The sequence below is a fragment of the Aeromonas sp. S8(2024) genome (assembly GCF_041403085.1).
GTDB classification, from domain to species: domain Bacteria; phylum Pseudomonadota; class Gammaproteobacteria; order Enterobacterales; family Aeromonadaceae; genus Aeromonas; species Aeromonas dhakensis.
On the sequence record NZ_JBGLRF010000002.1, the window covers coordinates 487,613 to 511,657 of the forward strand.

Annotated in this window: 22 protein-coding genes, 2 tRNA genes and 1 other annotated feature; of the genes, 15 read left to right on the top strand and 9 right to left on the bottom strand. The window is 62.2% G+C overall.

Annotation, left to right across the window (positions count from 1 at the left end; genetic code table 11):
• The first annotated feature begins 1 nt into the window (after position 1).
• The 3 genes from ACB031_RS06820 to ACB031_RS06830 are packed head-to-tail and all read left to right on the top strand — an operon-like array spanning position 2 to position 3,838.
• Positions 2 to 1,165, top strand: a complete 1,164-nt coding sequence (locus ACB031_RS06820; RefSeq protein ID WP_371139240.1) for a VWA domain-containing protein — start codon at positions 2 to 4, stop codon at positions 1,163 to 1,165.
• A gap of 55 nt (positions 1,166 to 1,220) precedes the next feature.
• Complete coding sequence (locus ACB031_RS06825) at positions 1,221 to 2,342, top strand: beta-ketoacyl-ACP synthase III (RefSeq protein WP_371139241.1); 1,122 nt, start codon at positions 1,221 to 1,223, stop codon at positions 2,340 to 2,342.
• 50 nt (positions 2,343 to 2,392) lie between these two features.
• Positions 2,393 to 3,838: an HD domain-containing phosphohydrolase gene (locus tag ACB031_RS06830; protein ID WP_095592303.1), complete on the top strand. Its 1,446-nt coding sequence runs from the start codon at positions 2,393 to 2,395 to the stop codon at positions 3,836 to 3,838.
• A gap of 40 nt (positions 3,839 to 3,878) precedes the next feature.
• On the opposite strand, the gene tsaA is transcribed toward ACB031_RS06830, so the two are convergent.
• A complete protein-coding gene (tsaA, locus tag ACB031_RS06835; RefSeq protein WP_019839767.1) occupies positions 3,879 to 4,586 on the bottom strand; it encodes a tRNA (N6-threonylcarbamoyladenosine(37)-N6)-methyltransferase TrmO in 708 nt (235 codons plus the stop codon).
• Positions 4,587 to 4,833: 247 nt separating this feature from the next.
• Here tsaA and ACB031_RS06840 point away from each other — a divergent pair, with 247 nt between their 5' ends.
• A complete protein-coding gene (locus ACB031_RS06840; RefSeq protein WP_371139242.1) occupies positions 4,834 to 5,814 on the top strand; it encodes an NAD-dependent epimerase/dehydratase family protein in 981 nt (326 codons plus the stop codon).
• 70 nt (positions 5,815 to 5,884) lie between these two features.
• On the opposite strand, the gene ACB031_RS06845 is transcribed toward ACB031_RS06840, so the two are convergent.
• From ACB031_RS06845 to cydD, 4 genes are all read right to left on the bottom strand, one after another.
• Positions 5,885 to 6,277, bottom strand: a complete 393-nt coding sequence (locus ACB031_RS06845) for a DUF488 domain-containing protein (RefSeq protein ID WP_005303108.1) — start codon at positions 6,275 to 6,277, stop codon at positions 5,885 to 5,887.
• A 22-nt stretch (positions 6,278 to 6,299) separates the two neighbouring features.
• Positions 6,300 to 6,671 (bottom strand): Rcs stress response system protein RcsF, encoded by a 372-nt coding sequence (gene rcsF, locus ACB031_RS06850; protein WP_010633326.1) that lies wholly within the window; start codon positions 6,669 to 6,671, stop codon positions 6,300 to 6,302.
• Between the two features lie 253 nt (positions 6,672 to 6,924).
• Entirely contained in the window at positions 6,925 to 8,670 is a 1,746-nt protein-coding gene (cydC, locus tag ACB031_RS06855) for a cysteine/glutathione ABC transporter ATP-binding protein/permease CydC (RefSeq protein ID WP_371139243.1), read from the bottom strand.
• The gene (gene cydD / locus ACB031_RS06860) at positions 8,663 to 10,432 is read right to left on the bottom strand and encodes a cysteine/glutathione ABC transporter permease/ATP-binding protein CydD (protein WP_371139244.1); all 1,770 of its coding nucleotides are present in this window, start codon (positions 10,430 to 10,432) and stop codon (positions 8,663 to 8,665) included. The genes cydC and cydD overlap by 8 nt, the downstream gene beginning before the upstream one ends.
• Before the next feature lie 201 nt (positions 10,433 to 10,633).
• Here cydD and ACB031_RS06865 point away from each other — a divergent pair.
• Positions 10,634 to 10,707 (top strand) — tRNA-Gly (locus ACB031_RS06865).
• 94 nt (positions 10,708 to 10,801) lie between these two features.
• A tRNA-Gly gene (locus ACB031_RS06870) sits at positions 10,802 to 10,876 on the top strand.
• A gap of 141 nt (positions 10,877 to 11,017) precedes the next feature.
• Here the strand turns inward: ACB031_RS06870 and arcA are convergent.
• The gene (gene arcA, locus ACB031_RS06875) at positions 11,018 to 11,737 is read right to left on the bottom strand and encodes a two-component system response regulator ArcA (protein WP_010633329.1); all 720 of its coding nucleotides are present in this window, start codon (positions 11,735 to 11,737) and stop codon (positions 11,018 to 11,020) included.
• 376 nt (positions 11,738 to 12,113) lie between these two features.
• Here arcA and ACB031_RS06880 point away from each other — a divergent pair, with 376 nt between their 5' ends.
• Positions 12,114 to 12,530, top strand: coding sequence for a DUF3293 domain-containing protein (locus ACB031_RS06880; protein ID WP_017786364.1), 417 nt, complete (start codon positions 12,114 to 12,116; stop codon positions 12,528 to 12,530).
• 42 nt (positions 12,531 to 12,572) lie between these two features.
• The gene (locus ACB031_RS06885) at positions 12,573 to 13,052 is read left to right on the top strand and encodes a putative 4-hydroxy-4-methyl-2-oxoglutarate aldolase (protein WP_010633331.1); all 480 of its coding nucleotides are present in this window, start codon (positions 12,573 to 12,575) and stop codon (positions 13,050 to 13,052) included.
• A gap of 5 nt (positions 13,053 to 13,057) precedes the next feature.
• Here ACB031_RS06885 and ACB031_RS06890 read toward each other — a convergent pair whose 3' ends face one another.
• The gene (locus ACB031_RS06890; RefSeq protein ID WP_017765734.1) at positions 13,058 to 13,534 is read right to left on the bottom strand and encodes a hypothetical protein; all 477 of its coding nucleotides are present in this window, start codon (positions 13,532 to 13,534) and stop codon (positions 13,058 to 13,060) included.
• 172 nt (positions 13,535 to 13,706) lie between these two features.
• On the opposite strand from ACB031_RS06890, the gene ACB031_RS06895 reads away from it, so the two are divergent.
• Complete coding sequence (locus ACB031_RS06895) at positions 13,707 to 14,105, top strand: META domain-containing protein (protein WP_139753136.1); 399 nt, start codon at positions 13,707 to 13,709, stop codon at positions 14,103 to 14,105.
• 109 nt (positions 14,106 to 14,214) lie between these two features.
• On the opposite strand, the gene aceK is transcribed toward ACB031_RS06895, so the two are convergent.
• A complete protein-coding gene (aceK, locus tag ACB031_RS06900; RefSeq protein WP_042009064.1) occupies positions 14,215 to 15,942 on the bottom strand; it encodes a bifunctional isocitrate dehydrogenase kinase/phosphatase in 1,728 nt (575 codons plus the stop codon).
• Between the two features lie 195 nt (positions 15,943 to 16,137).
• On the opposite strand from aceK, the gene ACB031_RS06905 reads away from it, so the two are divergent.
• From ACB031_RS06905 to ACB031_RS06930, 6 genes are all read left to right on the top strand, one after another.
• Positions 16,138 to 16,830, top strand: a complete 693-nt coding sequence (locus tag ACB031_RS06905; RefSeq protein WP_371139245.1) for a tRNA/rRNA methyltransferase — start codon at positions 16,138 to 16,140, stop codon at positions 16,828 to 16,830.
• A 72-nt stretch (positions 16,831 to 16,902) separates the two neighbouring features.
• Positions 16,903 to 17,033: a sequence feature (Thr leader region), on the top strand.
• A gap of 68 nt (positions 17,034 to 17,101) precedes the next feature.
• A complete protein-coding gene (gene thrA, locus ACB031_RS06910) occupies positions 17,102 to 19,561 on the top strand; it encodes a bifunctional aspartate kinase/homoserine dehydrogenase I (protein ID WP_371139246.1) in 2,460 nt (819 codons plus the stop codon).
• Positions 19,562 to 19,563: 2 nt separating this feature from the next.
• Positions 19,564 to 20,544 (top strand): homoserine kinase, encoded by a 981-nt coding sequence (gene thrB / locus ACB031_RS06915; RefSeq protein ID WP_017765729.1) that lies wholly within the window; start codon positions 19,564 to 19,566, stop codon positions 20,542 to 20,544.
• Positions 20,541 to 21,815 (top strand): threonine synthase, encoded by a 1,275-nt coding sequence (gene thrC / locus ACB031_RS06920; RefSeq protein WP_371139247.1) that lies wholly within the window; start codon positions 20,541 to 20,543, stop codon positions 21,813 to 21,815. The genes thrB and thrC overlap by 4 nt, the downstream gene beginning before the upstream one ends.
• Before the next feature lie 92 nt (positions 21,816 to 21,907).
• The gene (locus ACB031_RS06925; RefSeq protein WP_319909764.1) at positions 21,908 to 22,324 is read left to right on the top strand and encodes a nuclear transport factor 2 family protein; all 417 of its coding nucleotides are present in this window, start codon (positions 21,908 to 21,910) and stop codon (positions 22,322 to 22,324) included.
• Positions 22,325 to 22,646: 322 nt separating this feature from the next.
• Positions 22,647 to 22,895, top strand: coding sequence for a hypothetical protein (locus ACB031_RS06930; RefSeq protein WP_017782001.1), 249 nt, complete (start codon positions 22,647 to 22,649; stop codon positions 22,893 to 22,895).
• 100 nt (positions 22,896 to 22,995) lie between these two features.
• On the opposite strand, the gene ACB031_RS06935 is transcribed toward ACB031_RS06930, so the two are convergent.
• Complete coding sequence (locus tag ACB031_RS06935; protein ID WP_371139248.1) at positions 22,996 to 23,898, bottom strand: hypothetical protein; 903 nt, start codon at positions 23,896 to 23,898, stop codon at positions 22,996 to 22,998.
• Between the last annotated feature and the right edge of the window lie 147 nt (positions 23,899 to 24,045).

Below are 24,045 nucleotides of genomic sequence, written 5' to 3' on the forward strand. Positions count from 1 at the left end.
CATGCTCATCGACTTTTTTACCCATCTGCGCCGCCACAAGCTCCCCTGCAGTTTGCCTGAACTGCTGGACTTGCACGGGGCGCTGGCAGCCCGGCTGGCCAGCCTCGACATGGACGAGTTCTACCAGCTCTCCCGCTGCCTGCTGGTAAAAGACGAGGCTCATTACGATCGCTTCGATCGCGCCTTCGCCGAGTATTACGAAGGGTTGGCCGCCATCCCCCTGCTGCCGGAGAGCCTGCCCGATGAGTGGCTGCGTAAGGAGTTCGAACGGCTGCTGAGCGCCGAGGAGAAGGCGTTGCTCCAATCCCTTGGCGGGCTGGATCAGCTGCTGGCGACCCTCAACCAGCGCTTGCGCGAGCAGAAGGAGCGTCACGCCGGCGGCAACAAGTGGGTCGGCACCGGTGGCAGCAGCCCGTTCGGCCACGGCGGTTTTCACCCGGAAGGAGTGCGCATGGGGGGAGAGGGTCAGCATGGCAAGGCGATCAAGGTGTGGGAGGCGCGCCATTATCGCAACTTCAGCGACGACTCGCCGCTGGGGCAACGGGCCATCCAGCTGGCGCTGCGCAAACTCAGGCGCTGGGTGCGCCAGGGCAGCCCGGACGAGCTGGATCTCGATGACACCATCCGGAGCACGGCCAGGCAGGGCTGGCTCGATGTGAAGCTCAGACCCGAGCGCCACAACGGGGTCAAGCTGCTGGTCTTCTTCGACGTGGGAGGCTCCATGGATGCCCACGTGGCCGAGGTGCAGCGGCTCTTTTCTGCTCTGCGCCACGAGTTCAAGCACCTGGAGTACTTCTATTTTCACAACTGTCTCTACGACTTCGTCTGGCGAGACAACGCCCGCAGGCACGAGGAGCGCTTCGACACCCTGCGCCTGCTGCGCACCTACGGCAGCGACTACAAGGTGATCCTGGTGGGGGATGCCACCATGGGCCCCTACGAGATCACCTGGCCTGGCGGCAGCGTCGAATATTGGAACGAGGAGGCCGGTCAGGTGTGGCTGGCCCGCTTGCAGCAGCATTTTCCCAAGCTGGTGTGGATCAATCCCACCCCGCGGCGGGAGTGGCTCTGGCACCCCTCCATCAAGTTGATGAACGAATTGATCGGCGGGCGCATGCACCCGCTGACTCTGGCGGGTCTGGCTGCGGCCATCGACCAGCTGTGACCCTCTCTACCCGAACAGACCAACAAGCCGGGAGTGAACCCGGCGAGGAGCAAAGATGACCTCTATCGTGATCAGTGGCTCAGGCCTCTATACCCCTCCCTTTGCCGTCAGCAACGAAGCGCTGGTGGCCGCCTTCAACCAGTACGTGGATCTCTACAACGAGGAGAACGCTTCCGCCATCGACGCCGGCCAGCTGCCCGCCAAACAGCATTCGAGCAGCGAATTCATCGAGAAGGCCTCCGGCATCAAGAGCCGTTATCTGGTGAGCAAGGAGGGGGTGCTGGATCCCGACATCATGCAGCCGCTGCTGCCCGAGCGACCCGATGACAAGCCCTCCATCATGGTGGAGATGGCGGTGGCCGCCGCTGAGCAGGCGCTGATTGCCGCCGGTCGCGAGCCGGGGGAAATAGATCTGGTGATAGTGGCTGCCTCCAACATGCCGCGCCCCTATCCGGCGCTCTCCATCGAGCTGCAGCACTATCTGGGGGCGAGCGGCATGGCTTTTGACATGAACGTGGCCTGCTCCTCCGCCACCTTCGGCATCAAGACGGCGGCGGACATGCTGGCGGCCGGCACTGCCAGACTCGCGCTGGTGGTCAATCCGGAGATCTGCTCTGGGCACCTCAATTTTCGCGATCGGGACAGCCACTTCATCTTCGGTGACGCCTGTACCGCCGTGCTGCTGGAGCGGGAGGCCGATTGTCAGGTGGCCAACCCCTGGCAACTGGTGGCCAGCAAGCTGATGACCCAGTACTCCAACAACATCCGCAACAACTTCGGTTTCCTGAACCGGCTCAGCCCGCGCACCCGCTACGGTGACGACAAGCTGTTCCGCCAGCAGGGGCGCAAGGTGTTCAAGGAGGTGCTGCCGCTGGTGTGCGACCAGATCGCCGGCCAGCTCGATGAGCAGGGCTGGGCGGCGGATTCCCTGAACCGGCTCTGGCTCCACCAGGCCAATCTGACCATGAACCAGTTCATCGCCCGCAAGCTGCTCGGCCACGATGCCAGCCAGCAGGAGGCGCCGGTGATCCTCGACAGCTACGGCAACACCAGCTCGGCGGGTTCCATTATCGCGTTCCATCTGTACAATCGCGACCTTCCCGCGGGGGCCCGCGGCGTGCTCTGCTCGTTTGGCGCCGGCTATTCGATCGGGAGCCTGTTGTTGCGGCGCCTGTGAGGGGCGGGGTCATCTCCCCGCCGTCATGACGATAAGGTTTGGGTGGAATCATGCAGAGGATCACGGGGCGCTGCGCCCTTCACTACGGGGTGACACTGTCACTGTTTTGTCTTTACGGGCTGCAGGTCTGCCCATTCCTGGAGAGCCTGACGCTGCCCCAGCTGCTGGGGCCCGCGCTGGTGACCTTTGGCATCATGTTTGTCCTGCGCGATCAGCTGCTGCGCAAGGTGACGCTGTCCGGTCAGGGGCTGGGAGGCTTCGGGCTGGAGGTGGGCTTCTACCTGCTGGGGGCCTTGCTGCTCTCTGGCTACAACGGTATCCGGTATGATTTTCCGCTGGAGAGCCACCTCAAGATCCTGCTGGGGATGAGCACCCTGGGCTTCCTGGTGGCGGCGGATCTGTCGCTGCAGCGGGACTGGCAGCGGGCCAAGCTGCGGGAACATCAGGCCTGTCTGGTGCTGAACCAGCCGCTGGCCATGCCGGTTTCCCGCAAGTTCTCCCTGTTCGCCTTCACCACCCTGACCCTGCTTGGCGCTGTGTTCTTCCTGCTGTTCAACAAGGATCTGGAGTGGCTGGTCACGGTGGACAAGAGCCTGCCGCGGCTCGATGCCCAGCACTACATCTTGCTGGAGATCGCCTTCGTGATGGTGGTGACCTTCGGTTATCTCTGGCTCATCATTCGCGGCTATGGTCGCAACCTGACTCTCTCCCTGATGCATCAGACTCGCGCCATGGCCCAGGTGCAGTGCGGCGATCTGGAGGCGCGGGTGCCGGTGATCCGTGACGATGAGTTCGGCCTGATTGCCGCCGGCACCAACCAGATGATCGGCGAGCTGAAGGCGCGCCAGGACGAGCTCAACCTGACCCGGGACGTGGCCATCCTGGGGCTCGCCTCGCTGGCGGAGACCCGCGACAACGAGACCGGCGCCCACATCATCCGCACCCAGTTCTACGTCAAGGTGCTGGCGGAGCAGTTGAGCCGCAGCGACTGGGAGCGCTATCCGCTGGACGATGCCACCATCGATCTGCTGTTCAAGTCGGCGCCGCTGCACGACGTGGGCAAGGTGGGCATTCCCGATGCCATCTTGCTCAAGCCGGGCAAGCTGACGGACGAGGAGTTCGCCATCATGAAGCGCCACCCCCAGATTGGCGCCGATGCGCTGGCGAGCGCCGAAGCCCAGCTCGGCTCCAACTCCTTCCTGCGGCTGGCGCGGGAGATCTCCCTCACTCACCACGAGAAGTGGGATGGCAGTGGCTATCCGGCCGGGCTGGCGGGGGAAGCGATCCCCTTGTCGGGGCGGCTGATGGCGCTGGCGGATGTCTACGACGCCCTCATCTCAAAACGGGTCTACAAGCCCGCCTTCAGCCATGAGCAGGCCAGAACCATCATAGTGGAGGGGCGTGGCCGCCATTTCGATCCGGCCATCGTCGACGCCTTCCTCGCCTGCGAGGAGGAATTTCGCCAGATTGCCCTCAGGCACAAGGATCACGACTGACAAAAAACCACCCGCATGGGTGGTTTTTTTTATGGCTGGCTCACTGGGCCGGCTCGATGGCGAGCACCAGGCAACTGGGCTCGCTGATGCGAAAGCGCACGTTGCAGTCAAACAGCCTGACGCCGTACTCCTTGTCATCCGGCTTGCCCTTTTTGTAGGCAGGGCGGGGATCCTGGGCCAGCACCTCGCTCACCAGCAGGCGCAGCTCTGGATGGGCCTTGAGCCAGGGTTGCAGCTGCTGCTCCGCCTCGGGGCTGAAACTCACCGCCAGCGGCGGGGTGGGGGCATCGGGGGCGAAACCGCCGCGGGCATCCGGCAGGCTGTCGGCATAGGGAACATAGGGCTTGATGTCGACGATGGGGGTGCCATCGAGCAGGTCCACCGCCCCCAGCTCCAGCCACAGCTTGCCGCGCTCACGGCCGACCCCGTGCAGTTCGACCACCGAGAGGCCGAGCGGGTTGGGACGAAAGGTGGAGCGGGTGGCAAACACCCCGACCCGCTCGTTGCCGCCGAGGCGCGGCGGGCGCACCGTCGGGTGCCAGCCCTGCGCCATGGTCTGGTGAAACACGAAGCTGAGCCAGAGGTGGGAGAACTGCTCGATGCCGCGCAGCACGTCCGGCTGATCGTAGGGGGGCAGCAGCTCGAGGCGGGCGCGGGCCGATTTGACCAGACCGGGCTGGCGCGGGATGGCGAACTTCTCCTTGTAGGGAGAGCGGATGATACCCAGGGTGTCGATTTCGAACTTCATGGCGGATCCTGACTGAAAACCCCGGCAATGTAGCACAGCAGCCCTTAAAACGCAGGCTTGCCCGCCAGCCGGTGGCTCTCCGTTTGCCGTGATCTTGCTCCCATCCCGGCCGCCCGAAGGCTGTATCGCGCCGCCAACTTGCGTAGGGTGAGCGCAGGAAGAGTGAAAGGTCCGTCCGCTGGCAGGGCGGGCCGGCACAACCGGCGTGGCCATCGAGGATGGGCCGCGCCGCACAGGAGAGACAGGGATGAAACTGCTGATCATCGGCGGCACCGGATTTCTGGGTCGCCATCTCGCCTCACTGGCGCTGGACTGGGGCCACGAGGTGACCTTGTTCAATCGTGGCCGGCGCCAGCATCCGGACTGGCGCGAGCTCACCCAGCTGCAGGGGGACAGGGATCAGGACCTGACCCCGCTGCATCATCATCAGGATGGCTGGGATCTGGCCATCGATACCTGCTGCTATCGTCCCGAACAGGCGGCGAGCCTCTCAGCCGCCCTGCTCGGGCGCTGCGAGCGGCTGATCTTCATCTCCACCATCAGTGTGTATCGCGACTTCGCCCAACCCGGGCAGGACGAGTCGGCGCCGCTGCACGAGATTGCCGAGGGGGAGCTGCCGGAAGATTATGGCCCCCTCAAGGTGCTGTGCGAGGCGACCTATCGTGCCCGCTGGGGCGAGCGGCTCTGCATCTTGCGCCCGGGCGTCTTGTGCGGCCCCCATGATCCCACCGGTCGGCTGGCCTGGTGGATCACGCGGGTGCAGCGAGGCGGCCTCTGGCTGCTGCCGGGGCAGGGGGAAGATCGGCTGCAATATCTGGATGTGCGCGACTGCGCCGAGTTTGTGCTGCGGGCCGCCGAGCAGCAATTGAGCGGCATCTTCAACCTGGTCAAGCCGGGCATCGCGCTGAGCGACTGGGTGGATCGCCTGGCCGCCAGGCTGGCCCCCGCCACTGCGATCCTGCCCGAGTGGGCGCCCTGGCCCGCGCTGCTGGCCGCCGGGGTGGAGCCCTGGCAGAGCTACCCGACCCTGTTGCCCAATGCACAGCCCGAGTATGCCGGCTATGGCCTCATCAGCGCCGAGGCGGCCATCGTGCAGGGCCTCAACTTTCGGCCGCTGGAGGAGACGGTGGCGGATGTGGCCGAGTGGCTGGCCGGCGCGCCGGACGCCGTGGTGGCCGCCGGCATCACCGCCGAGCAGGAGACGCGGCTGCGTCAGCTGGTCCGCTAGAAGCCGGCAAGTGCGGCAGCAAAGCAAAAGGGCATCGCAAGATGCCCTTTTCTGTCTGGCGTGAGCGGCGTTACTCGGCGCGCATGGCGGCGCCGGCGGCGGTCAGTTGCTCGCGCAAGATGGCGCGATGACAGCGGGACTCCTGCTCGCAGTAGCAGCCCACCGACAGGTTGGTGGTGTGGGAGAGGGCGGCCAGCAGCGCCAGATCGTGCCTGGCGGCGGGAGTGGCCAGCTCGGCCTTGTACTGTTTGCAGAAGGCGCTCCACTGGGCGGGCGTCTCGGCAGCCTGGCCCAGCTTCATGGTGTCGTTGCTGGGGGCGAGATTGGGGAACCAGACATCGTACCAATCCTGGCTGGCAAACTCGGTTTTGGGCACGCCGCGGGGCGGGCGGCGCACTGTGCCGATCCGCAGTCCCTCGTCGGGCAGGCGGGGTGTGCCGAGGCGAACGATGGCCAGTGCCATGCAGGCTCCTTGCAGTTGACGCTTATTTCTCGGTGGCGACTTTCAGCGCCTGACCGTAGCAGATCACCTGTTTCAGGCAACCCGGGGTGTCGCTGAATTCGGCGCACTTGTCGAAGGTGACGCCGTTGCCGCCCATGTCGGCCACGCGGCGGCGGGCCAGGGTACGGGCCTCACCGGCGTTGGGGATCGGCTGCTTGGCATCGCTCTGGCAGGACTCTCCTTCGACGGTGCCGAGGTAGAGGTAGTTGAGATCGGCCAGCTGGCCCTGTTCATAGATCTGAACGCTGCCCGGCTTGAAGTACTCGTCGAAGTTCTCTTTGTCCAGATTGCTGTTGAAGGCAAAGTCGGCGCAGCCGGAGGCAATCAGGGGCATCATCAGGATCAGGCGTTTCATCGTCTCGTATCTTGTGTCGGTGATGAGGACAGTAGCAAGGCGCAGGTGCTCCATGTCGGCATCTTGTGGAATAGCGAAGGGGCCATTATAGGGGCCAGTCGACGGTGGCGACCAGCCCCATTTTTAGCCGTATGGACGGGGTGTGACCAGGAGCCGGCTGTGTGTTGCCTGTGCAGCTTCACGCTGCCGGCAGAGATGACAGGCCTGCTGTCACGAGAGAGGGGCGCACCGGGCGCCCCTCTCTCGTTGCTGATCAGGTCGGCGTCAGCCGCTGATGCAGGCTGCGGTAGTAGTCGTCCGCCAGCAGCGCCTGATGGGGGGCGCAGAGGCGGATCTGCCCCTCTTCCATCAGGGCGATCCGGTCCATCTGCTCCAGCCCCAGCAAACGGTGGGAGATGAGCAGCAGGGTGCGATCTGCCCCCAGCTTGAACAGCAGATCCATGATCTCCCGCTCGGTCTGGCTGTCGAGCCCTTCGGTCGGCTCATCCAGCAGCCAGAGCGGCGCGTCGTGCAGCAGGGCGCGGGCGATGCCGATGCGGCGGCGTTCGCCACCGGAGAGCGGCCGGCCGCCATCCCCCAGCCAGGCATCGAGCCCGCTGTCGCTGTGGCCGTTGTCATCTTCCAGCAGGTTGGCGAGGCCGACCTGGGTCAGCACCTGCACCAGCTGCTCGTCACTGGCATGGGGGGCGGCCAGCTTGAGGTTGCCGCGCAGGGTATCGGCAAACAGGTGCACCCGCTGGCTCACCACCGAGAGAGAGGCGCGCAGCGCCCCTTCGCTGTAGTCGGTGAGCGGCTTGCCATCGAGCAGGATCTTGCCGGCCTGCGGGTGCCATTCGCGTGTCAGCAGTCCCATTAGAGTGGACTTGCCACAGCCGGTCTGGCCCAGCAGCGCCAGCTTTTCGCCGGCCTGCAGCTGCAGGGTGCAGCCGCGCAGCACCGGCTGCGGGTTGCCTGGGTAGCTGAAATAGAGGTCGTTTATCTGCAGCGCCCCCTGTTGCGCGTGGCGCTCTTCGTGGCCCCAATCGGGGGCCTTGGCCTCTTGCAGGATCTCGTTGAGGCGGCGGGCCGAGGTGAGGCTGGTGGAGAGGTGCTGGAAGGCACCGGCCAGCGGCATCAGCGCCTCGAAGCTGGCCAGGGTGGCGAATACCATCAGCGCCGTGATGGGATCCGGCGCAGCGCCCGCTACCCCGTGGCCGGCCAGCCACAGCATCAGGGTCAGGGTCCAGCCGCTCAGCAGTTGCACCGAGCCGTTGGCCAGCCCGCTCACCCGGGCCATGCGGGCCTGGGCCTGGATCAGCGCCTGCTCGGCCTGCTGCAGCTCTTCGCGCGCCCGGGGGGCGGCGGCAAACATCTGCAGCTCGGCCTGGCCGTCCAGATAGTCCACCAGACGGGTACGCAGGCGCGATTTTTCCGCTATCAGCGCCTGTCCGGGCTTGCGACCGAGGAAATAGAACACCAGCGGCAGGGCAATCATGCCAAACAGCAGGATGGCGCCCAGGGTGAGGGCCAGCTCACTGTCAAAGAAGGAGAGAAAGAGCACCAGACCGGCGGTGCTGAGCAGGGCCGCACCGATGGGGGTGACCAGCCGCAGGTAGACGTGGTCCATGGCGTCGATGTCGGCCACCAGCCGGTTGAGCAGGTCTGCCTGGCGAAAGCCTGCCAGGGCGCCGGTGGAGAGCGGCGAGAGCTTTTGCCAGAACCAGACCCGCAGCCGGGTCAGTACCCGGAAGGTGGCGTCGTGGCTCACCACTCGCTCACCCCAGCGGCCGGCGGTGCGGATGATGGAGAAGAAGCGCACCCCGCCGGCCGGCGTCATGTAGTTGAAGTGATCGCGGGTGGCCGCCGTCAGCCCCGCCACGGCGGCGGCGGAGAGAAACCAGCCGGAGAGCGACAGCAGTCCCATCCCGGCCGCCAGGGTGACCAGTGCCAGCAGCAGACCGATGGAGAGGCTGAGCCAGTGCTGGCGATAGAGGCGCAGAAACGGCAAGAGATCAGTCATCGAGAGAACCCTCGTTACGTTGGGAGAGCAGGAGGGCAAACGGCCCCTGCGCGGTGCTGAGTTGCTGGAAGTTGCCTTGCTCCACCAGCTTGCCACGCTCCAGCACCAGGATCTGGTCCATCTTGGTGAGCTGATCGAGGCGGTGGGTGATCATCAGCAGGGTCTGGTTGGCGATGACCTGCTCCAGCGTGGCCATGATGGCTCGCTCGGAGTGGCGATCCAGGCTGGCGGTCGGCTCGTCCAGCACCATCAGCTGGGTGGACTTGAGCAGGGTACGAGCCAGGGCGAGGCGCTGGGCCTGGCCGACCGAGAGGCCGCCGGCCTGATCCCCCACCGCATAGTCGAGCCCCTTCTCCATGGCGAACTCCCATGCCTGGGCCCGTTTCAGGGCCTCTTCCAGTTCGCCGTCACTGGCGGCGGGCTTGGCCAGCAGCAGGTTGTCGCGCAGCGAGGCGTGGAACAGCTGCGGGTTCTGGGAGAGCCAGCCCAGCTGCCTGCGCCACTGGCTCATGTCGAGGCTGGCCAGCTCCTGGCCGTTGACCTTGAGCTCGCCGCGATAGGGGGCAAAGCCGAGCAGGGCGTTGACCAGCGAGCTCTTGCCGGCGCCGCTGATGCCGATGAGGGCGGTGCGCGAGCCGGACGCCAGGGTGAAGTCGATGGGGCCGACCAGCACCTTGCCCTCGGCGCTCAGCACCTCCAGGGCGCGGGCTTCCACCCTGATGGGGGAGTCGGCATGGAACTGCGCATTGCCTGAGGCGGGTTCACTCACCTCGGCCTCGAGGAACTCCAGCAGCTGTTCGGCGGCGCCGATGGCCTGCGCCTTGGCGTGGTAGTGGGCGCCGAGCTCGCGCAGCGGGGCGTAGAACTCGGGAGCGAGAAACAGCACGAACAGGCCGGTAAAGAGGGTAACTTTGGTGCCATAGTGGCCGAAGTTCAGGTGATCGATATAGGAGAAACCGAAGTAGACGGCCACCAGCGCCACCGAGAGGGCAGCGAAGAACTCCAGTACGGCGGTGCTGAGGAAGGCAAGGCGCAGCACCTCCATGGTGCGTTCGCGAAAATCTTCCGAGGCATCGCGAATGGCATCCCCTTCCGCCTGGGTGCGCATGAAGAGCTGCAGGGTGCGCAGCCCCTTGAGGCGATCGAGGAAGTGGCCGGAGAGACGGGCCAGCGCCTGGAAGTTGCGGCGGTTGGCATCGGCGGCGCCGACCCCCACCAGGATCATGAAGAGGGGAATGAGGGGCGCCGTGCCCAGCAGAATGAGGCCGGCGGCCCAGTTGACCGGGAATACGGCCACCAGGATCACCACCGGAATGAACACGGCAATCGCCATTTGCGGCAGGTAGCGGGAGAAGAAATCCTGCATGTTTTCAATCTGTTCCAGCAGCAGACTGGCCCAGCTACCGGCCGGTCGACGCTGGATGTAGGCCGGTCCCAACCGGCCGAGGCGGGTGAGCACCAGCTCGCGGATGGCCTGGCGCACCGCGCTGCCTGCCTTGAAGCTGGCCACCTCACGGCCATAGGCCAGCACCGCCTTGCCGAGGGTGACCAGCAGCAGGGTAATGAAGAGGGGAATGGATCCCGCCGGGGTGGCGTCTTCGATGATGAAGCCGTGCAGCAGGGTGGCCAGCAGCCAGGCCTGCGCCACCATCAGGATGCCCTGCCCCAGGCCAAAACCGATGGAGAGGCCGATCCAGCGCCGGCCGTGGCTTGATTGATTGCGCAACCAGCCATAGAGTCGTTTTTGCGTTTTTTTATCCATTACCACCATCCTCGCGTCGAGTGGCGCAAGACTATCCTCGCCCCCCAGGCTTGGCAACCTTGTAAATTCCGGCCGGTGAAAACGATTGATGGAAAAAGCGGCTTGCTGCTCATTAGTTGGTCGAACAGATTGATTTATGGTAAAAAACCGTATCGGGGTGATTGCGCTCGGCGGCAAAATGCATATAGTAGAGGCCCTGACGCGGGTGTAGTTCAATGGTAGAACGGTAGCTTCCCAAGCTGCATACGTGGGTTCGATTCCCATCACCCGCTCCAAATTCCTGATAATGGCCAAGGCTGTTGTCACCTCAGCCGAAACGGCTGTCTGTCGTGGGGTTTCCCCATCACACCAAGCAAGTTTTGATGCCAGGCGGGCATCGTATAATGGCTATTACCTCAGCCTTCCAAGCTGATGATGCGGGTTCGATTCCCGCTGCCCGCTCCAGCCTTGATGCAAAAAGCCCACTCCTGCGAGTGGGCTTTTTGTTATCCGTTTCTGGGCGGGGCTCACTATCTGACCGGCACTCCTGAAATAAGCAGCAATGAAAAAGGCGCCATCGGCGCCTTTTCAACTCGGGAGGGAGGATTACTCCTGCTCCAGCTCGCCGCAGAAGCGATAGCCTTCGCCGTGGATGGTGGCGATGATCTCGGGGGTGTCGTTGACGCTCTCGAAGTGCTTGCGGATGCGGCGGATGGTGACATCCACGGTACGGTCGTGGGGCTTGAGCTCACGGCCGGTCATCTTCTTGAGCAGCTCGGCACGGGTCTGGATCTGGCCCGGGTTTTCGCAGAAGTGCAGCATGGCGCGGAACTCGGAGCGCGGCAGCTTGAACATGTCGCCAGCCGGGCTGACCAGGGCGCGGCTGTTGATGTCCAGTGCCCAGCCGTTGAACAGGTAACGCTCCACCAGTTTCTTCTCTTCGCCACCGGCGGCCACGTTCATGGTGCGGCTCAGCAGGTTGCGGGCACGGATGGTCAGCTCGCGGGGGTTGAACGGCTTGGTGATGTAATCGTCGGCGCCGATTTCCAGACCCAGGATCTTGTCCACTTCGTTGTCGCGACCGGTCAGGAACATCAGAGCGATGTTGTCGTCCTCACGCAGCTCACGAGCCAGCAGCAGGCCATTCTTGCCCGGCAGGTTGATGTCCATGATCACCAGGTTGATGGTGTGGGCAGTCAGGGCCTGATGCATCTCGTCGCCATTGTTGGCTTCGAGCACGATATAGCCCTCTGCCTCGAAGATGCTTTTCAGGGTATTGCGAGTGACCAGTTCGTCTTCGACGATCAGAATGTGTGGTGTTTGCATGAGTATTCCCAGATTCTTATCAGTTAATTATCTAAATTTTAACACTCTTTGGCGTTACCCGACCGGTCCTGAAAATTAATTACGTCATCCTGGGTATGAATATCAGGTCGGATTATCGCGAATTTGGCATCAGCGTTGGCAAACATCCCTGTGCCACACATAGGCTCTCAATAAGTCTGATCGAGAGAAGCCTGGAAAGGTAGTCCATTACAAAAGTGGCTGCATTTTATCAGTTAACAGGCGCATAACAACACTCTTTGCCGTCAGATAGCAACTTTTTAACTCTGGTTTGATATAGGTCAAACCCTGAGTTCACAGCATGATACTTGGGGTTGCCCCCATTTTCGCCCCTATAAAATGTAATGGAATGTAACATGTGGTTGACATGAATTTGTGGGAAAACTACAGAAAAATCTGCTTTATTGCACCCTTTTCGGCGCCGAAATGGCCTGCTTACGCCATAGTGACGGCCTGGAATCCGGCCAGTCACCAGCTGGGAATGCGTCGCAATACCCGCCGTCAGCGGGCCTTGCGGCGAGCCATTGCAGCCATGCCTGGCTGGCAGGTGATGGGACCTTGCCGGGGCAGTTCGCTGGATGAAAGCTGGCAGGAGTCGTCGCTGCTGCTGGCCTGCCCGCGCAGCGAGGCCATCCGGCTGGCAGCCCGTTTTGGTCAGAATGCCATCTATTGGGTGGAACAGGGGGAGCTCTGGCTGCTGCCGGTGTTGCTGGCGGGGGAGCCACACCATCTGGGCAGAATTGAATCCCACTGGATTGTCAGGGGCTCTGCTTGATGAAAGAATGAGCGAATTCATGTCCATGGAAGGAGACTTATGATGCTGGATCTACTGCCCGATCTCTGCGACGAGTACGGCGATGCTCTGCAGGTGGCGGAGCCGCTGTTTCAAAATTTCGGTGGCAAGGCGCTGTTTCACGGCCAGGCGGTCACTCTCTCCTGTTACGAGGACAACAGCCTGGTGCGGGAGCTGGTCAACCGACCCGGGCAGGGGCGGGTGATGGTGATCGATGGCGGCGGCTCCCTGCGCCGCGCTCTGCTCGGCGATCAGCTGGCGATCAAGGCGGCGGAGCAGGGCTGGGAAGGCATCGTGATCTACGGCGCCGTGCGCGACGTGGGCACGCTGGCGACATTGGCGCTGGGGGTCAAGGCATTGGCGCCCTGCCCGGTCAAGACCGAGAAGCGGGGGCTGGGTGAGCTGGATGCGGTGGTGTCGTTTGCCGGGGTGACCATACATCCGGGTGACTACGTCTACGCCGATCTCAACGGCGTGCTGGTGAGCGCCACCCGGCTTATCTGATCTCGCTAGAAGTTGAAGCCGACCCCGACGCTGAGGGATTGTTCGGTGCGAAAGGCGCTGACGCCGTAGTTGGCGGTGATGGCCAGTTGCGGGGTCAACAGCAGGCTGGTGTTGAGCTCCAGCAGGGTGCTGGGCTTGTTCACCTCCAGCTGTTTGAGCTGGCTGCCGATGTTGAGCATGGGGGAGAGCTGGTAGCGCACCCCCGAGCTCAGGTTGTAACCGGATTGCTCGCTGCTGGGGCCGATGGCCGGGCCCGCTTCCATGTAGAGGCTGACGCCATCGTGCAGCGGATATTGATAGCCGGTATTGATGAGCCAGAGATCGAAACTGTCGTTGTGATGAGTCTGACTGCCGAGCAGCACGCCTGAGTAGCTTTTGACGTAGAGCTGGCTGTCGGTGTCGTTCTTGAGGAAATCCCAGTCGGCGGCCTGGGCGGTGAGGCTGAGGCATGAGACGAGTGCGATGACGGATGATTTGACCATTCTTTTCCCCTCCCTGGGTCCGGAACAGGAATACAAGCATGGCACATGCCAGCTGTTAGTAAAGGGAACCCCGATCACAATAAAACAGTTTTGATTTGCTCTGGTCTCATGATACACAGGCCCCCATCATCCTGTTTCTTCCCCTATTTCGCTGATATCGAGAGGTGAATCCATGAACAAGAAACTGACTCTGCTGGCCGCGCTGGCCCTGGGGGGCTGCGCCATGGCCACTGGTTCCAAACTGACGCAACTGCAAGCCTCCACCTGGCAACTGCAAGGGGCGAGCGGCGACACCTTTACCCTGCAAGTGGCCGGTGACAAGGTGGCGGGCAAAGGCGGCTGCAACCGCTATTTCGGCAGCATCACCCAGCAGGGTGACGGCGTGCTGGCGCTGGGCCCCATGGGATCGACCCGCATGATGTGCATGGGCGAGCTGGCCGGCAAGGAGATGCTCTACCTGCAGACGCTGGAGAAAGTGGCGAGCTTCCAGATCAGCGGCCAGCAGCTGGTGTTGAGCGACGCCAACAAGGCGGCACTGCTCACCTTCGATGCCATGCCTGTCGCCAAGTAACTGACGTTTTTGTCAGAGGCTGTCGTAGCGCACGCAGCCGGATGCAGAAAGGGACGCCACGGCGTCCCTTTTGCTATTTGCACTCCCTTTTGCAACGGGCGCGGATCGATTAGCCGCCGCGCTGGAACTTGAAACGCTTCTTGCGCCGGTAGGGATAGACATCCTCGAACACCCCCTCCTTGATGTTGCTCTGCAGCATCTTCCAGTAGTTGGCGTCGAACATCTCTTTGTGCAGCGCCAGCATGATCTCGCGCACCTGCGGCTTTTGCAGCAGGAAGGTGGCGAACTCTTCGGGGAAGATGTCGTTGGGGGCGACCGAATACCAGGGCTCGGCGCTCCACTCGTCCTCGGGGTAGCGCGGTGGCGGGATCTGGCGGAAGTTGCACTCCGTCATGTAGCAGATCTCGTCATAGTCGTAGAACACTACCCGGCCGTGGCGGGTGACCCCGAAGTTCTTGAACAGCATGTCCCCCGGGAAGATATTGGCCGCCGCCAGCTGCTTGATGGCGTTGCCGTACTCCTCCAGCGCGAGCCGGGTCTGCTGCTCGTCCGCCTTGTCCAGATAGAGGTTGAGCGGGATCATCTTGCGCTCTGTGTAGAGGTGCTTGATCACCAGCTTGTCGGCGGTGATGGTGAGCGCCGAGGGGGCCACCGCCTTGAGTTCGGCCAGCAGCTCCGGCGAGATGCGATCGAGGGGAAACTCGAAGTTGGTGAACTCCTGGGTATCGGCCATGCGGCCCACCCGGTCGTGCTGCTTTACCAACCGGTACTTCGCCTTCACCTGCTCGTGGCTCACGTCCTTGGGGGGGGTGAACTCATCTTTTATCACCTTGAACACCACGTCGTAGGAGGGGAGGGTGAACACGCTCATCACCATTCCCTTGATGCCCGGCGCGATGACGAACTGCTCGCGACTCTGGGCCAGATGGTGCTGATAGTGGCGATAGAGCTCGGTCTTGCCGTGCTTCTGGCAGCCGATGGCGTTGTAGATCTCGTAGTCCGGCTTGTGGGGCATGATCTGGCGCAAGAAGGCGACGAACAGTGCCGGCACCGGGGCATAGACCATGAAATAGGCGCGGGCGAAGCCAAACACGATGGAGGCGAGATCCGGCTCGAAGATGACGGTATCCACATAGATGCTCTGGCCGGTGCTGAGCAGGGGCAGGATGAAGGGAAAGACCTGCTCCCTTGCCCGGATCAGCCCCACCAGATAGGCCCCCTTGTTGCGGTAGAAGACCTCTCTCAATAGTTCGATGGCGAAAGGCTCATCGTGCAGAATATGCGGGCCGTTCTCGGCAAGATGACGATGGATATCGACAATATCCCGCTGTTTGTCCTCATAGGGCAGGGTGAAGCTGTAATCCCCGAGCAGCTGGCTCAGAGTCTGCGGCAGGTGGGCGAGATCGGTGCGATAGATGCGCAGCAATGCGCTCAGATCGGGCTTGTCACCGCGGCTGACGAAGGGGTGGATGTAGAGGTTCTCGTCGCGGATGTTGCGATGGCGAAAGATGCGGCGGTAGACGGAGTTGAAGAAGGATTCCGCCACCTCGAAGTTCTCGCACTTGGGCAGCAGGTCGCTGAAGGCCCCCTTGACCCGCTTGAGCAGCTCCTGGGTGGCGTGGTGTTCTCCCATCATCTGGCGGATGGAGCCGGCCGTCGCCCCCACGTGGTGGTCATAGAGGCGGATGCGCTCGCGCCCCGCCAGCTGCACCCCCAGCCAGTCGCTGTTTTCAAAACGGCTCTTGCTGCCCTGGGTGATTTCGAGAAACCGGCTGTAAAACGACTCGAAGCGTTGCAGAATCGTCTCGGCGACGGCCTGTTCCAATGGCTGCTGCATCTCTCTCTTCCTTGTGATCTGTCGGGCCGATGGCGCCTGGGATTGGCTGCAATTTGTCCACATTCCTGGCCACTATGGCAACATTCAAACGTCTGTTCAAGTGGCAATTTTCGGGTGAAAACGGTAGATTGCGCCCCTGTTTTGCCGACGTTCCGCTGTGGTTTGCACGTTCGGCCCTGCCCAGGAGAAGACCCGATGAAACTCTATTTTGTGCTGGTGGCCCCCGCCCGCCCTGCCAACGTGGGCGCCGCCGCCCGCGCCATGAAAACCATGGGCTTTGATGCCATGCGACTGGTGGCCAGCCGGGTGCACGAAGAGGAGGAGGCGAGCTGGGTGGCCCACGGTGCGCAGGAGATCCTGGCCCAGGCCGAGGCGTTCGACACCTTGGAGGAGGCGCTGGCCGACATGGATCTGGTGGTGGCCACCACTGCCCGCCAGCGCGGCCGTTACCAGCACTACCTCACTCCGGCCGAGATCCGTGACCAGATCAAGGCCAAGCCTTCCTTGGACAAGGTCGCCATCGTGTTTGGCTGCGAGGAGTCGGGCCTCTCCAACGAGCAGCTGGCCCAGGTCGACCTCATCAGCTATCTGCCGCTCAAGGTGAGCTACCCGTCCCTGAACCTGGGCCAGGCGATCATGTTGTACGCCTACGAGCTGAGCCAGTTGCTTGATGAGCCCGAGGCGCTAGCAGAAAATATTGATAACGCCGGACAGGTTCGGGTGCTGAAAAGCAAAACAGCAGAAATTCTCGGTGAACTCGGAGTTTCACAGGATGAAAAACTGCATCAGTGGGTGATGGACCGAGTGCCCATGCTGCCGCAGCGGGATTTGAACATGCTCCATCTGCTCTGCAAAGACCTTGCCCGCAAACTTGGCAAAGAGGTTTAGGTTGACAGCCCGGCGCCCGGCGCGGTATTGCTAAAAGCCAGCTTCGTTCAAGAGTGTTCGTCATGCAGTTATTCACCAGCGTCATCACCACCACCATTATTACCGGTACCACCACAGGTGGCACTGGGGCCGGTTGATGCGCTGACGAACAAGCACAGAAATCAGAAAAAGGCCCGTACCCACCCAGTACGGGCCTTTTTTGTTGGGTTGTTTTTAGACAGTTTTCAGACCGATTAGCGGATCAATTTGCAGGGAATACAGGGAGATAGCGATGAGAGTGTTGAAGTTTGGCGGGTCGTCACTGGCCGATGCAGAGCGTTTTTTACGGGTCGCCGATATCGCGGTGAATACCCACGGCCAATCCCAGGTTGCCCTGGTGCTGTCGGCACCGGCCAAGGTGACCAACCACCTGGTGGCCCTGGTGGAGCAGACCAGCCGCGGCATGGATGCCAGCAGCACCCTGTTTGAGATCAACGGCATCTTCTCCCGCCTGCTGGCCGGCTTGAAGGCAGCCTATCCGGCGCTGGATGACAAGGCGCTGCAGGCCCGTCTCACCAGCGAACTGGATCAGGTGGAGCGGCTGATGCAGGGGATCCGCCTGCTGGGGCTCTGCCCGGACAACGTGCAGGCTCGCATCCTGAGCCGGGGCGAGAACCTCTCCATCGCCTTCATGCACGAACTGCTTCGGGTGCGCGGCCTCGAGCTGGACGTCATTGTGCCAGAAGAGCTGCTGGTGACCGACGGCGGCTACCTCGAAGCTCACGTCGACATCGAAGCCTCCCGCCTGCGCTTCGCCGCCAAGGGCCTGCGCTCCGACTGTCTCTACCTGATGCCGGGCTTCACCGGTGGCAGCGACAAGGGCGAAACCGTGCTGCTGGGCCGTAACGGCTCCGACTACTCCGCCGCCGTCCTGGCCGCCTGTGTCGATGCGGAGTGCTGCGAGATCTGGACCGACGTCGAGGGCTGCTACAACTGCGACCCGCGCCTGGTGCCGGACGCCTATCTGCTGAAAACCCTCTCCTACAAGGAGGCGATGGAGCTCTCCTACTTCGGTGCCAAGGTACTGCACCCGAAAACCATCGCGCCGGTGGCCCAGTTCCACATTCCCTGCCTCATCAAGAACAGCTTCAACCCGCAGGGGCCGGGCACCCTCATCGGCGTCGAGCAGGGGGATGACGACCTGAAAGTGAAGGCCATCTCGGATCTCTCCGGTATGTGCATGTTCAACGTATCCGGCCCCGGCATGAAGGGCATGGTGGGCATGGCTGGCCGCATCTTCTCCGCCGTCTCCCGCGCCGGGGTCAGCATCGTCCTCATCACCCAGTCATCCTCCGAGTACAGCGTCAGCTTCTGTATCCACAGCTACGACTGCGACAAGACCCGCAAGGTGCTGGAGCGCGAGTTCGAGCTGGAATTCAAGAATCAGCTGCTGGATCCGCTCGAGATCATGCAGGATCTCGCCATCATCTCCCTCATCGGTGACGGCATGCGCACCTCAAAGGGGATGGCGGCCCGCTTCTTCACCTCGCTGGCTCAGGCCTCCATCAACATCGTCGCCATTGCCCAGGGCTCGAGCGAGCGTTCCATCTCGGCGGTGGTGCGGGATCGCAAGGTGGCCGAAGCCATCAAGGCCTGCCACCAGAACTTCTTCGGCAGCCAGCAGTTCATCGACTTGTTCGTGGTCGGCGTCGGCGGTGTCGGCGCGGCCCTGGTGGATCAGATTGCCCGCCAGCAGCCGGTATTGGCCGAGCAGGGCACTGGCCTTCGGGTAGTGGGCATCGCCAACAGCCGCCAGATGGCGGTCAACAAGGATGGCCTGAACCTCGCCAACTGGCGCGAACAGCTGGTGGAGGCCCGCGACAGCTTCAGCCTGGAAGCGGTGAAGAAGCTGGTGGAAGAGAGTCACCTCATCAACCCGGTGATCGTCGATTGCACCTCCAGCGAGGCCATCGCCGTCCAGTACGCCGACTTCCTCGCCGCCGGTTTCCACGTGGTGACCCCGAACAAGAAGGCCAATACCGGGTCGCTCGATTACTACAAGGCGCTGCGCCGCACCGCTCGTCAGACCCGTCGCAAGTTCCTGTACGAGACCAACGTGGGCGCCGGTCTGCCGGTCATCGAGAACCTGCAGAACCTGATCAAGGCCGGCGACAAGCTGCGCGCCTTCGACGGTGTGCTCTCCGGTTCGCTCTCTTTTATCTTCGGCAAGCTGGACGAGGGGATGGCCTTTTCCGACGCCACCAAGATTGCCCGTGGCAACGGCTTTACCGAGCCGGATCCGCGCGACGATCTCAACGGCATGGACGTGGCCCGCAAGCTGCTCATTCTGGCTCGCGAGGCCGGCATGGCGCTGGAGCTGTCCGATGTCGAGGTAGAGCAGGCGCTGCCGCCAGGCTTCGACGTCAGCGGCGACGTGGAAGCCTTCATGGCTCGCCTGCCGGAGGCTGACGGCTGGTTCCGCGACCAGTTCGCGGCCGCGCAAGCTCAGGGCAAGGTGCTGCGCTACGTGGGTTCCATCGAGGGGGGCAAGTGCAAGGTCGCCATCAAGGCGGTCGGTGCCGACGAGCCGCTGTTTAAAGTGAAAGATGGGGAGAACGCGCTCGCCTTTTTCTCTACCTACTACCAGCCGATCCCGCTGGTGCTGCGCGGCTATGGCGCCGGTACCGAAGTGACCGCTGCGGGCGTCTTTGCCGACGTGCTGCGCACCCAGAACTGGAAGCAGGAGTTGTAAGCATGAGTTCAGACATGTACCAGAGCAGCAGCGTGGTGGCCTATGCCCCCGCCTCCAGCGCCAACCTGAGCGTGGGATTCGATGTATTGGGGGCGGCGCTCGCCCCCGTGGATGGATCTCTGCTCGGGGATCGCGTCCAGGTCAAGGCAGCCGATGTGCCGTTTGCTCTCTCCTCCGTGGGCCGTTACGCCCACAAGTTGCCGGCTGACCCGAAAAAGAACATCCTCCATGACTGCTGGCTCGCCTATGGCGAGGCGCTGGAGAAGCGGGGCCTTGGTCTCAAGCCGCTCGAGATGGTGCTGGAGAAGAACCTGCCGGTGGGCTCGGGTCTGGGTTCCAGCGCCTGCAGCGTGGTGGCGGCACTCGAAGGGCTGAACGCTTTTCACGGCGCGCCCCTCAATGAACATGACCTGCTGCTGCTGATGGGGGAGATGGAAGGCAAGATCTCCGGCTCCGTCCACTATGACAACGTCGCCCCCTGCTATCTGGGCGGCATGCAGCTGGTGCTGGAAGAGCACGGCGTCATCAGCCAGGGCATTCCGGTGTTTGAGCAGTGGTATTGGGTGGTCTGCTACCCGGGCACAGTCGTCTCCACCGCTGCCGCCCGCGCCATTCTGCCGGCCCAGTATCGCCGCCAGGATTGCCTCACCTATGGCCGCCGGCTGGCCGCCTTCGTGCACGCCAGCTACACCGGGCAGGAGGGGCTGGCGGCGAGTGTACTCAAAGACGTGATTGCCGAGCCCTACCGTGCGGCGCTCATTGAAGGCTTTGCCGAGGTGCGGGCCCAGGCCGCCCAGAACGGGGCGCTGGCCACCGGCATCTCGGGCTCCGGCCCCAGCGTGTTCGTGGTGATGAAGGATCTGGCCCAGGCCGAGCGGATGAAAGATTGGATGGATGCACATTTCGTGCAGAACGAAGATGGATTTGCCCGGGTTTGCAAACTCGACATGGCCGGGGCACGGGTAACAGGAAGCGAGCTATGAATCTTTACAATATCAAGGACAAGAGTGAACAGGTGAGCTTCGCCCAGGCGGTGCGTCAGGGTCTGGGCCGCGAGCAGGGTCTGTTCTTCCCCGAGCAGCTTGAGCCGCTGGCCGATGTGGATGCCCTGCTGGATCTGCCGCTGGTGGAGCGCTCCGCCCACATTCTCAGTCACCTGCTGGGGGACGAAGTGCCCGCGCCTCAGGTGCACGAGCTGGTCAAGGCCGCCTTCACCTTCCCGGCACCGCTGGTCAAATTGAAAGACGGCACCTATGCCCTCGAACTGTTCCACGGCCCGACCCTGGCGTTCAAGGACTTCGGCGGCCGCTTTATGGCCCAGTGCCTTGCGGCGTTTAGAACCAACGACAAGATCACCATCTTGACCGCCACCTCCGGCGACACCGGCGCCGCCGTGGCCCACGCCTTCTACGGGCTGGAGGGGATCGAGGTGGTGATCCTCTACCCGAAGGGCAAGATAAGCCCGCTGCAGGAGGCGCTGTTCTGCACCTTGGGGGGCAACATCCGCACCATCGCCATCGACGGCGACTTCGATGCCTGCCAGGCGCTGGTGAAGCAGTCCTTCGATGACGAAGAGCTGAAAAAGGCGATCGGCCTGAACTCCGCCAACTCCATCAATATCAGCCGCTTGCTGGCCCAGGTTTGCTACTACTTCGAGGCGGTGGCCCAGCTGCCGAAAGCCCAACGCGCCAAGGCGGTCATCAGCGTGCCGTCCGGCAACTTTGGCAACCTCACCGCAGGCTTAATCGCCAAGGCGCTGGGGCTGCCGGTGAAGCGCTTTATCGCCGCCACCAACGCCAACGATACCGTGCCGCGCTACCTGAAAACCGGTCAGTGGGATCCGCACCAGACGGTCGCTACCTTGTCGAACGCCATGGATGTGAGCCGCCCCAACAACTGGCCGCGAGTAGAAGAGCTGTGCCGTCGCAAAGGCTGGGCGCTGGAGACCCTGGGGTCAGGCATGCGTGACGATGCCCAGACCCGTGATGCGCTCAAACGCCTGCACCAGCTGGATTACCTGTGCGAGCCCCACGGCGCCATTGCCTGGGATCTGCTGGGCGAACAGCTGGCCGAGGACGAAGTGGGGGTGTTCCTCTGCACCGCTCATCCGGCCAAGTTCAAGGAGTCGGTGGACGAGATCCTGGGGCTGGACGTGCCGCTGCCGGGGCCGCTCGCCAAGCACGCCGTGCTGCCGCTCTTGTCCCACAATCTGCCGGCGGAGTTTGCCCCGCTAAGGGCCTTCCTGCTCGGTTAAGTTGATTGCCAATCCCCCGAGCTCGGGGGATTTTTCTATCCGTTGCTTTCTATTCATGACAGGGCGAGCAAGCCGCCCCATAAGGAGTGAAGATGAGTCAGCATCCCCTTCGAACTCTCATCGAGACCTGCGACGCCGCCATCTCCCGGCGCGATTTCGACTCCCTGATGGTCTTCTACGCCGAGGACGCCGCCCTGGTGGTCAAGCCCGACATGGTGGTGCGCGGCATTCCCGCTATCCGCGGCGCCTTTACTGCCATCTCGGATTACTTTCAGGGGCAGCTCAAGGTGGAGCAGGGCGCCATGGAGGTGATCGAGGGGGCCGACAATGCGCTGGTGATCATGGAGACCCGGCTCAATTACCCCGATGGTCAGGGGAGCCTGACTGAGGAAACCCGCCGCGCCACCTATGTGTTTCGCAAAGAAGCCGATGGGCAGTGGCGCTGCACCATAGACAACTCCTATGGCACTGCGTTGCTGGCCGCGGCGGACCCCGCGCCTTCTGTCTGAACGCTCCCAGGGGCTATCCCAGAGTGGGGGCTGCTACAAGCCCCCGAATGGCAGGCAATCAACAAGCTGCTGATATAGAAACAGTTGTTAGAGGTTGCTGTGGTGCGGCGCCGGTTTGTTGTAGGTTTTCTCCGCCATAGTGGCGGCGCGCAGAAGAATAAAAATCGTGGGAAAAAGCCGCCGATGGGGAGTCCCTTGACCAGTCGTTCGGTGGCTGTTAATCAGGGTGCTGCATGAAGCCATCATGGACGAACAAGGCCGGGACCCTGCTCAGGGTTGGTGGCCGATGGCCGGATAATAACGGATCAGGGAGCAAACCATCATGTGGCCGTACCGAAGAGTCGTAACGCAATCTCTTAAAACCCCTCTGGTGATCGCCAGGGTGCTGGTTTATATCGCACTGTTAATCTTGTTGCCGCTGCCCTTGAGCATCTTCTCGGATTCTCTGGTCGGTGGCGCAATTGTTGTTCCTTACGCCGTCTCTATGCTGCCTGTCAGTATCGGGCTGATCATCATCTCCGGCTTTATGGCCATCCTGATCGCCAGGGTGGAGGCGCTCAAGAACCGCTGATAGCGAGCGCCGGCGCAGATAGTGACTCGCCAAACAGGATAAACAGGAAATAAAAATCCCCCAAGCGCGGGGGATTTTTATTGCTTCGATAGCGTGCTGCTTAATTGGCTTTACCAATCACTTGAGGGCTTGCTTCGCAGAAGTCGTAATCGTCGCAGTACTGCACCTGATAGACATACTCCTTGCCCGGGATCAGAGGATTCTGGTCGCCATTGATGTCGATATAGCGGTCGTCGTTGATGCCGAGTTTGGCCAGTTCGACAAACTTCTGATCTTGCGGCTTGTCGAGTTTCTCGGCGCGGGAGATGCGGGTGTATTTATGCTGACGGGTCGTGATGGCGCTGTTGTCGGCATTGTTCCAGGCGAGCTGGACTTCGCTGACCAGATCATTGCTGGCCTTGATCCCGGCAGGCTGGTTGAATCTTGGGTACTGCACCTTGATGGTGGAGCTGGCGATGCGCAGTCTAAGGCTGGTCAATGAGTCGAAGGAGGCAATATTGCTGCCGCACAGCGAGAGATATTTCGGCATCGCCTTGTCATATTTCGGCTGATCCTGTCCGTCGTAGAAATGCATCGAGAGCTGGGTATCGCCGCTGGAGTAAGAGGTCGCCCGTTCGATGTTCTTGCGCTGGGACAACATGAAGTTGTCGGGTGATCTGCCGGCCCCGACGGAGAGGGTCATAAAGGTATAAGAGTCGCTGGTGGAGGGCTGATAGAGATTATTGGTGCCCCGCAGGAAGTAGCTGCGATATTTCGGGTCGGAATACATGTAGGAGTAGAGATCCATGGTACCGGCAGAGGCACCTCCCTCCGCATTGACGCCGGTGTCATTGAAGTTGTGTCCGAACAGCAGGGTCGCGCCTTGCGGGGTATTGAGGCGATACATCTGGCAGCCATCGATGATCCGCTGGTATTCCAGTGTGGCGAAGTGGTGGGCAATGGTCTGTTCGGCCATGGCAGGTGCAGCCAGCATGGTCAGAGCGGCGAAGAAAGCGCGTTTCATATTGTCGAGTCCCGAATAAAAAAGAGCGCACAGTCTAGATCAAGTCAGTCATCAATTGTGCTCCATATGGGTATTGAATTGCCTCTCTTGACTGGTTTTCATACGAGGCTTTTTGTGGGTGAAAATTCAGCGGCATAGCTGCGTGAA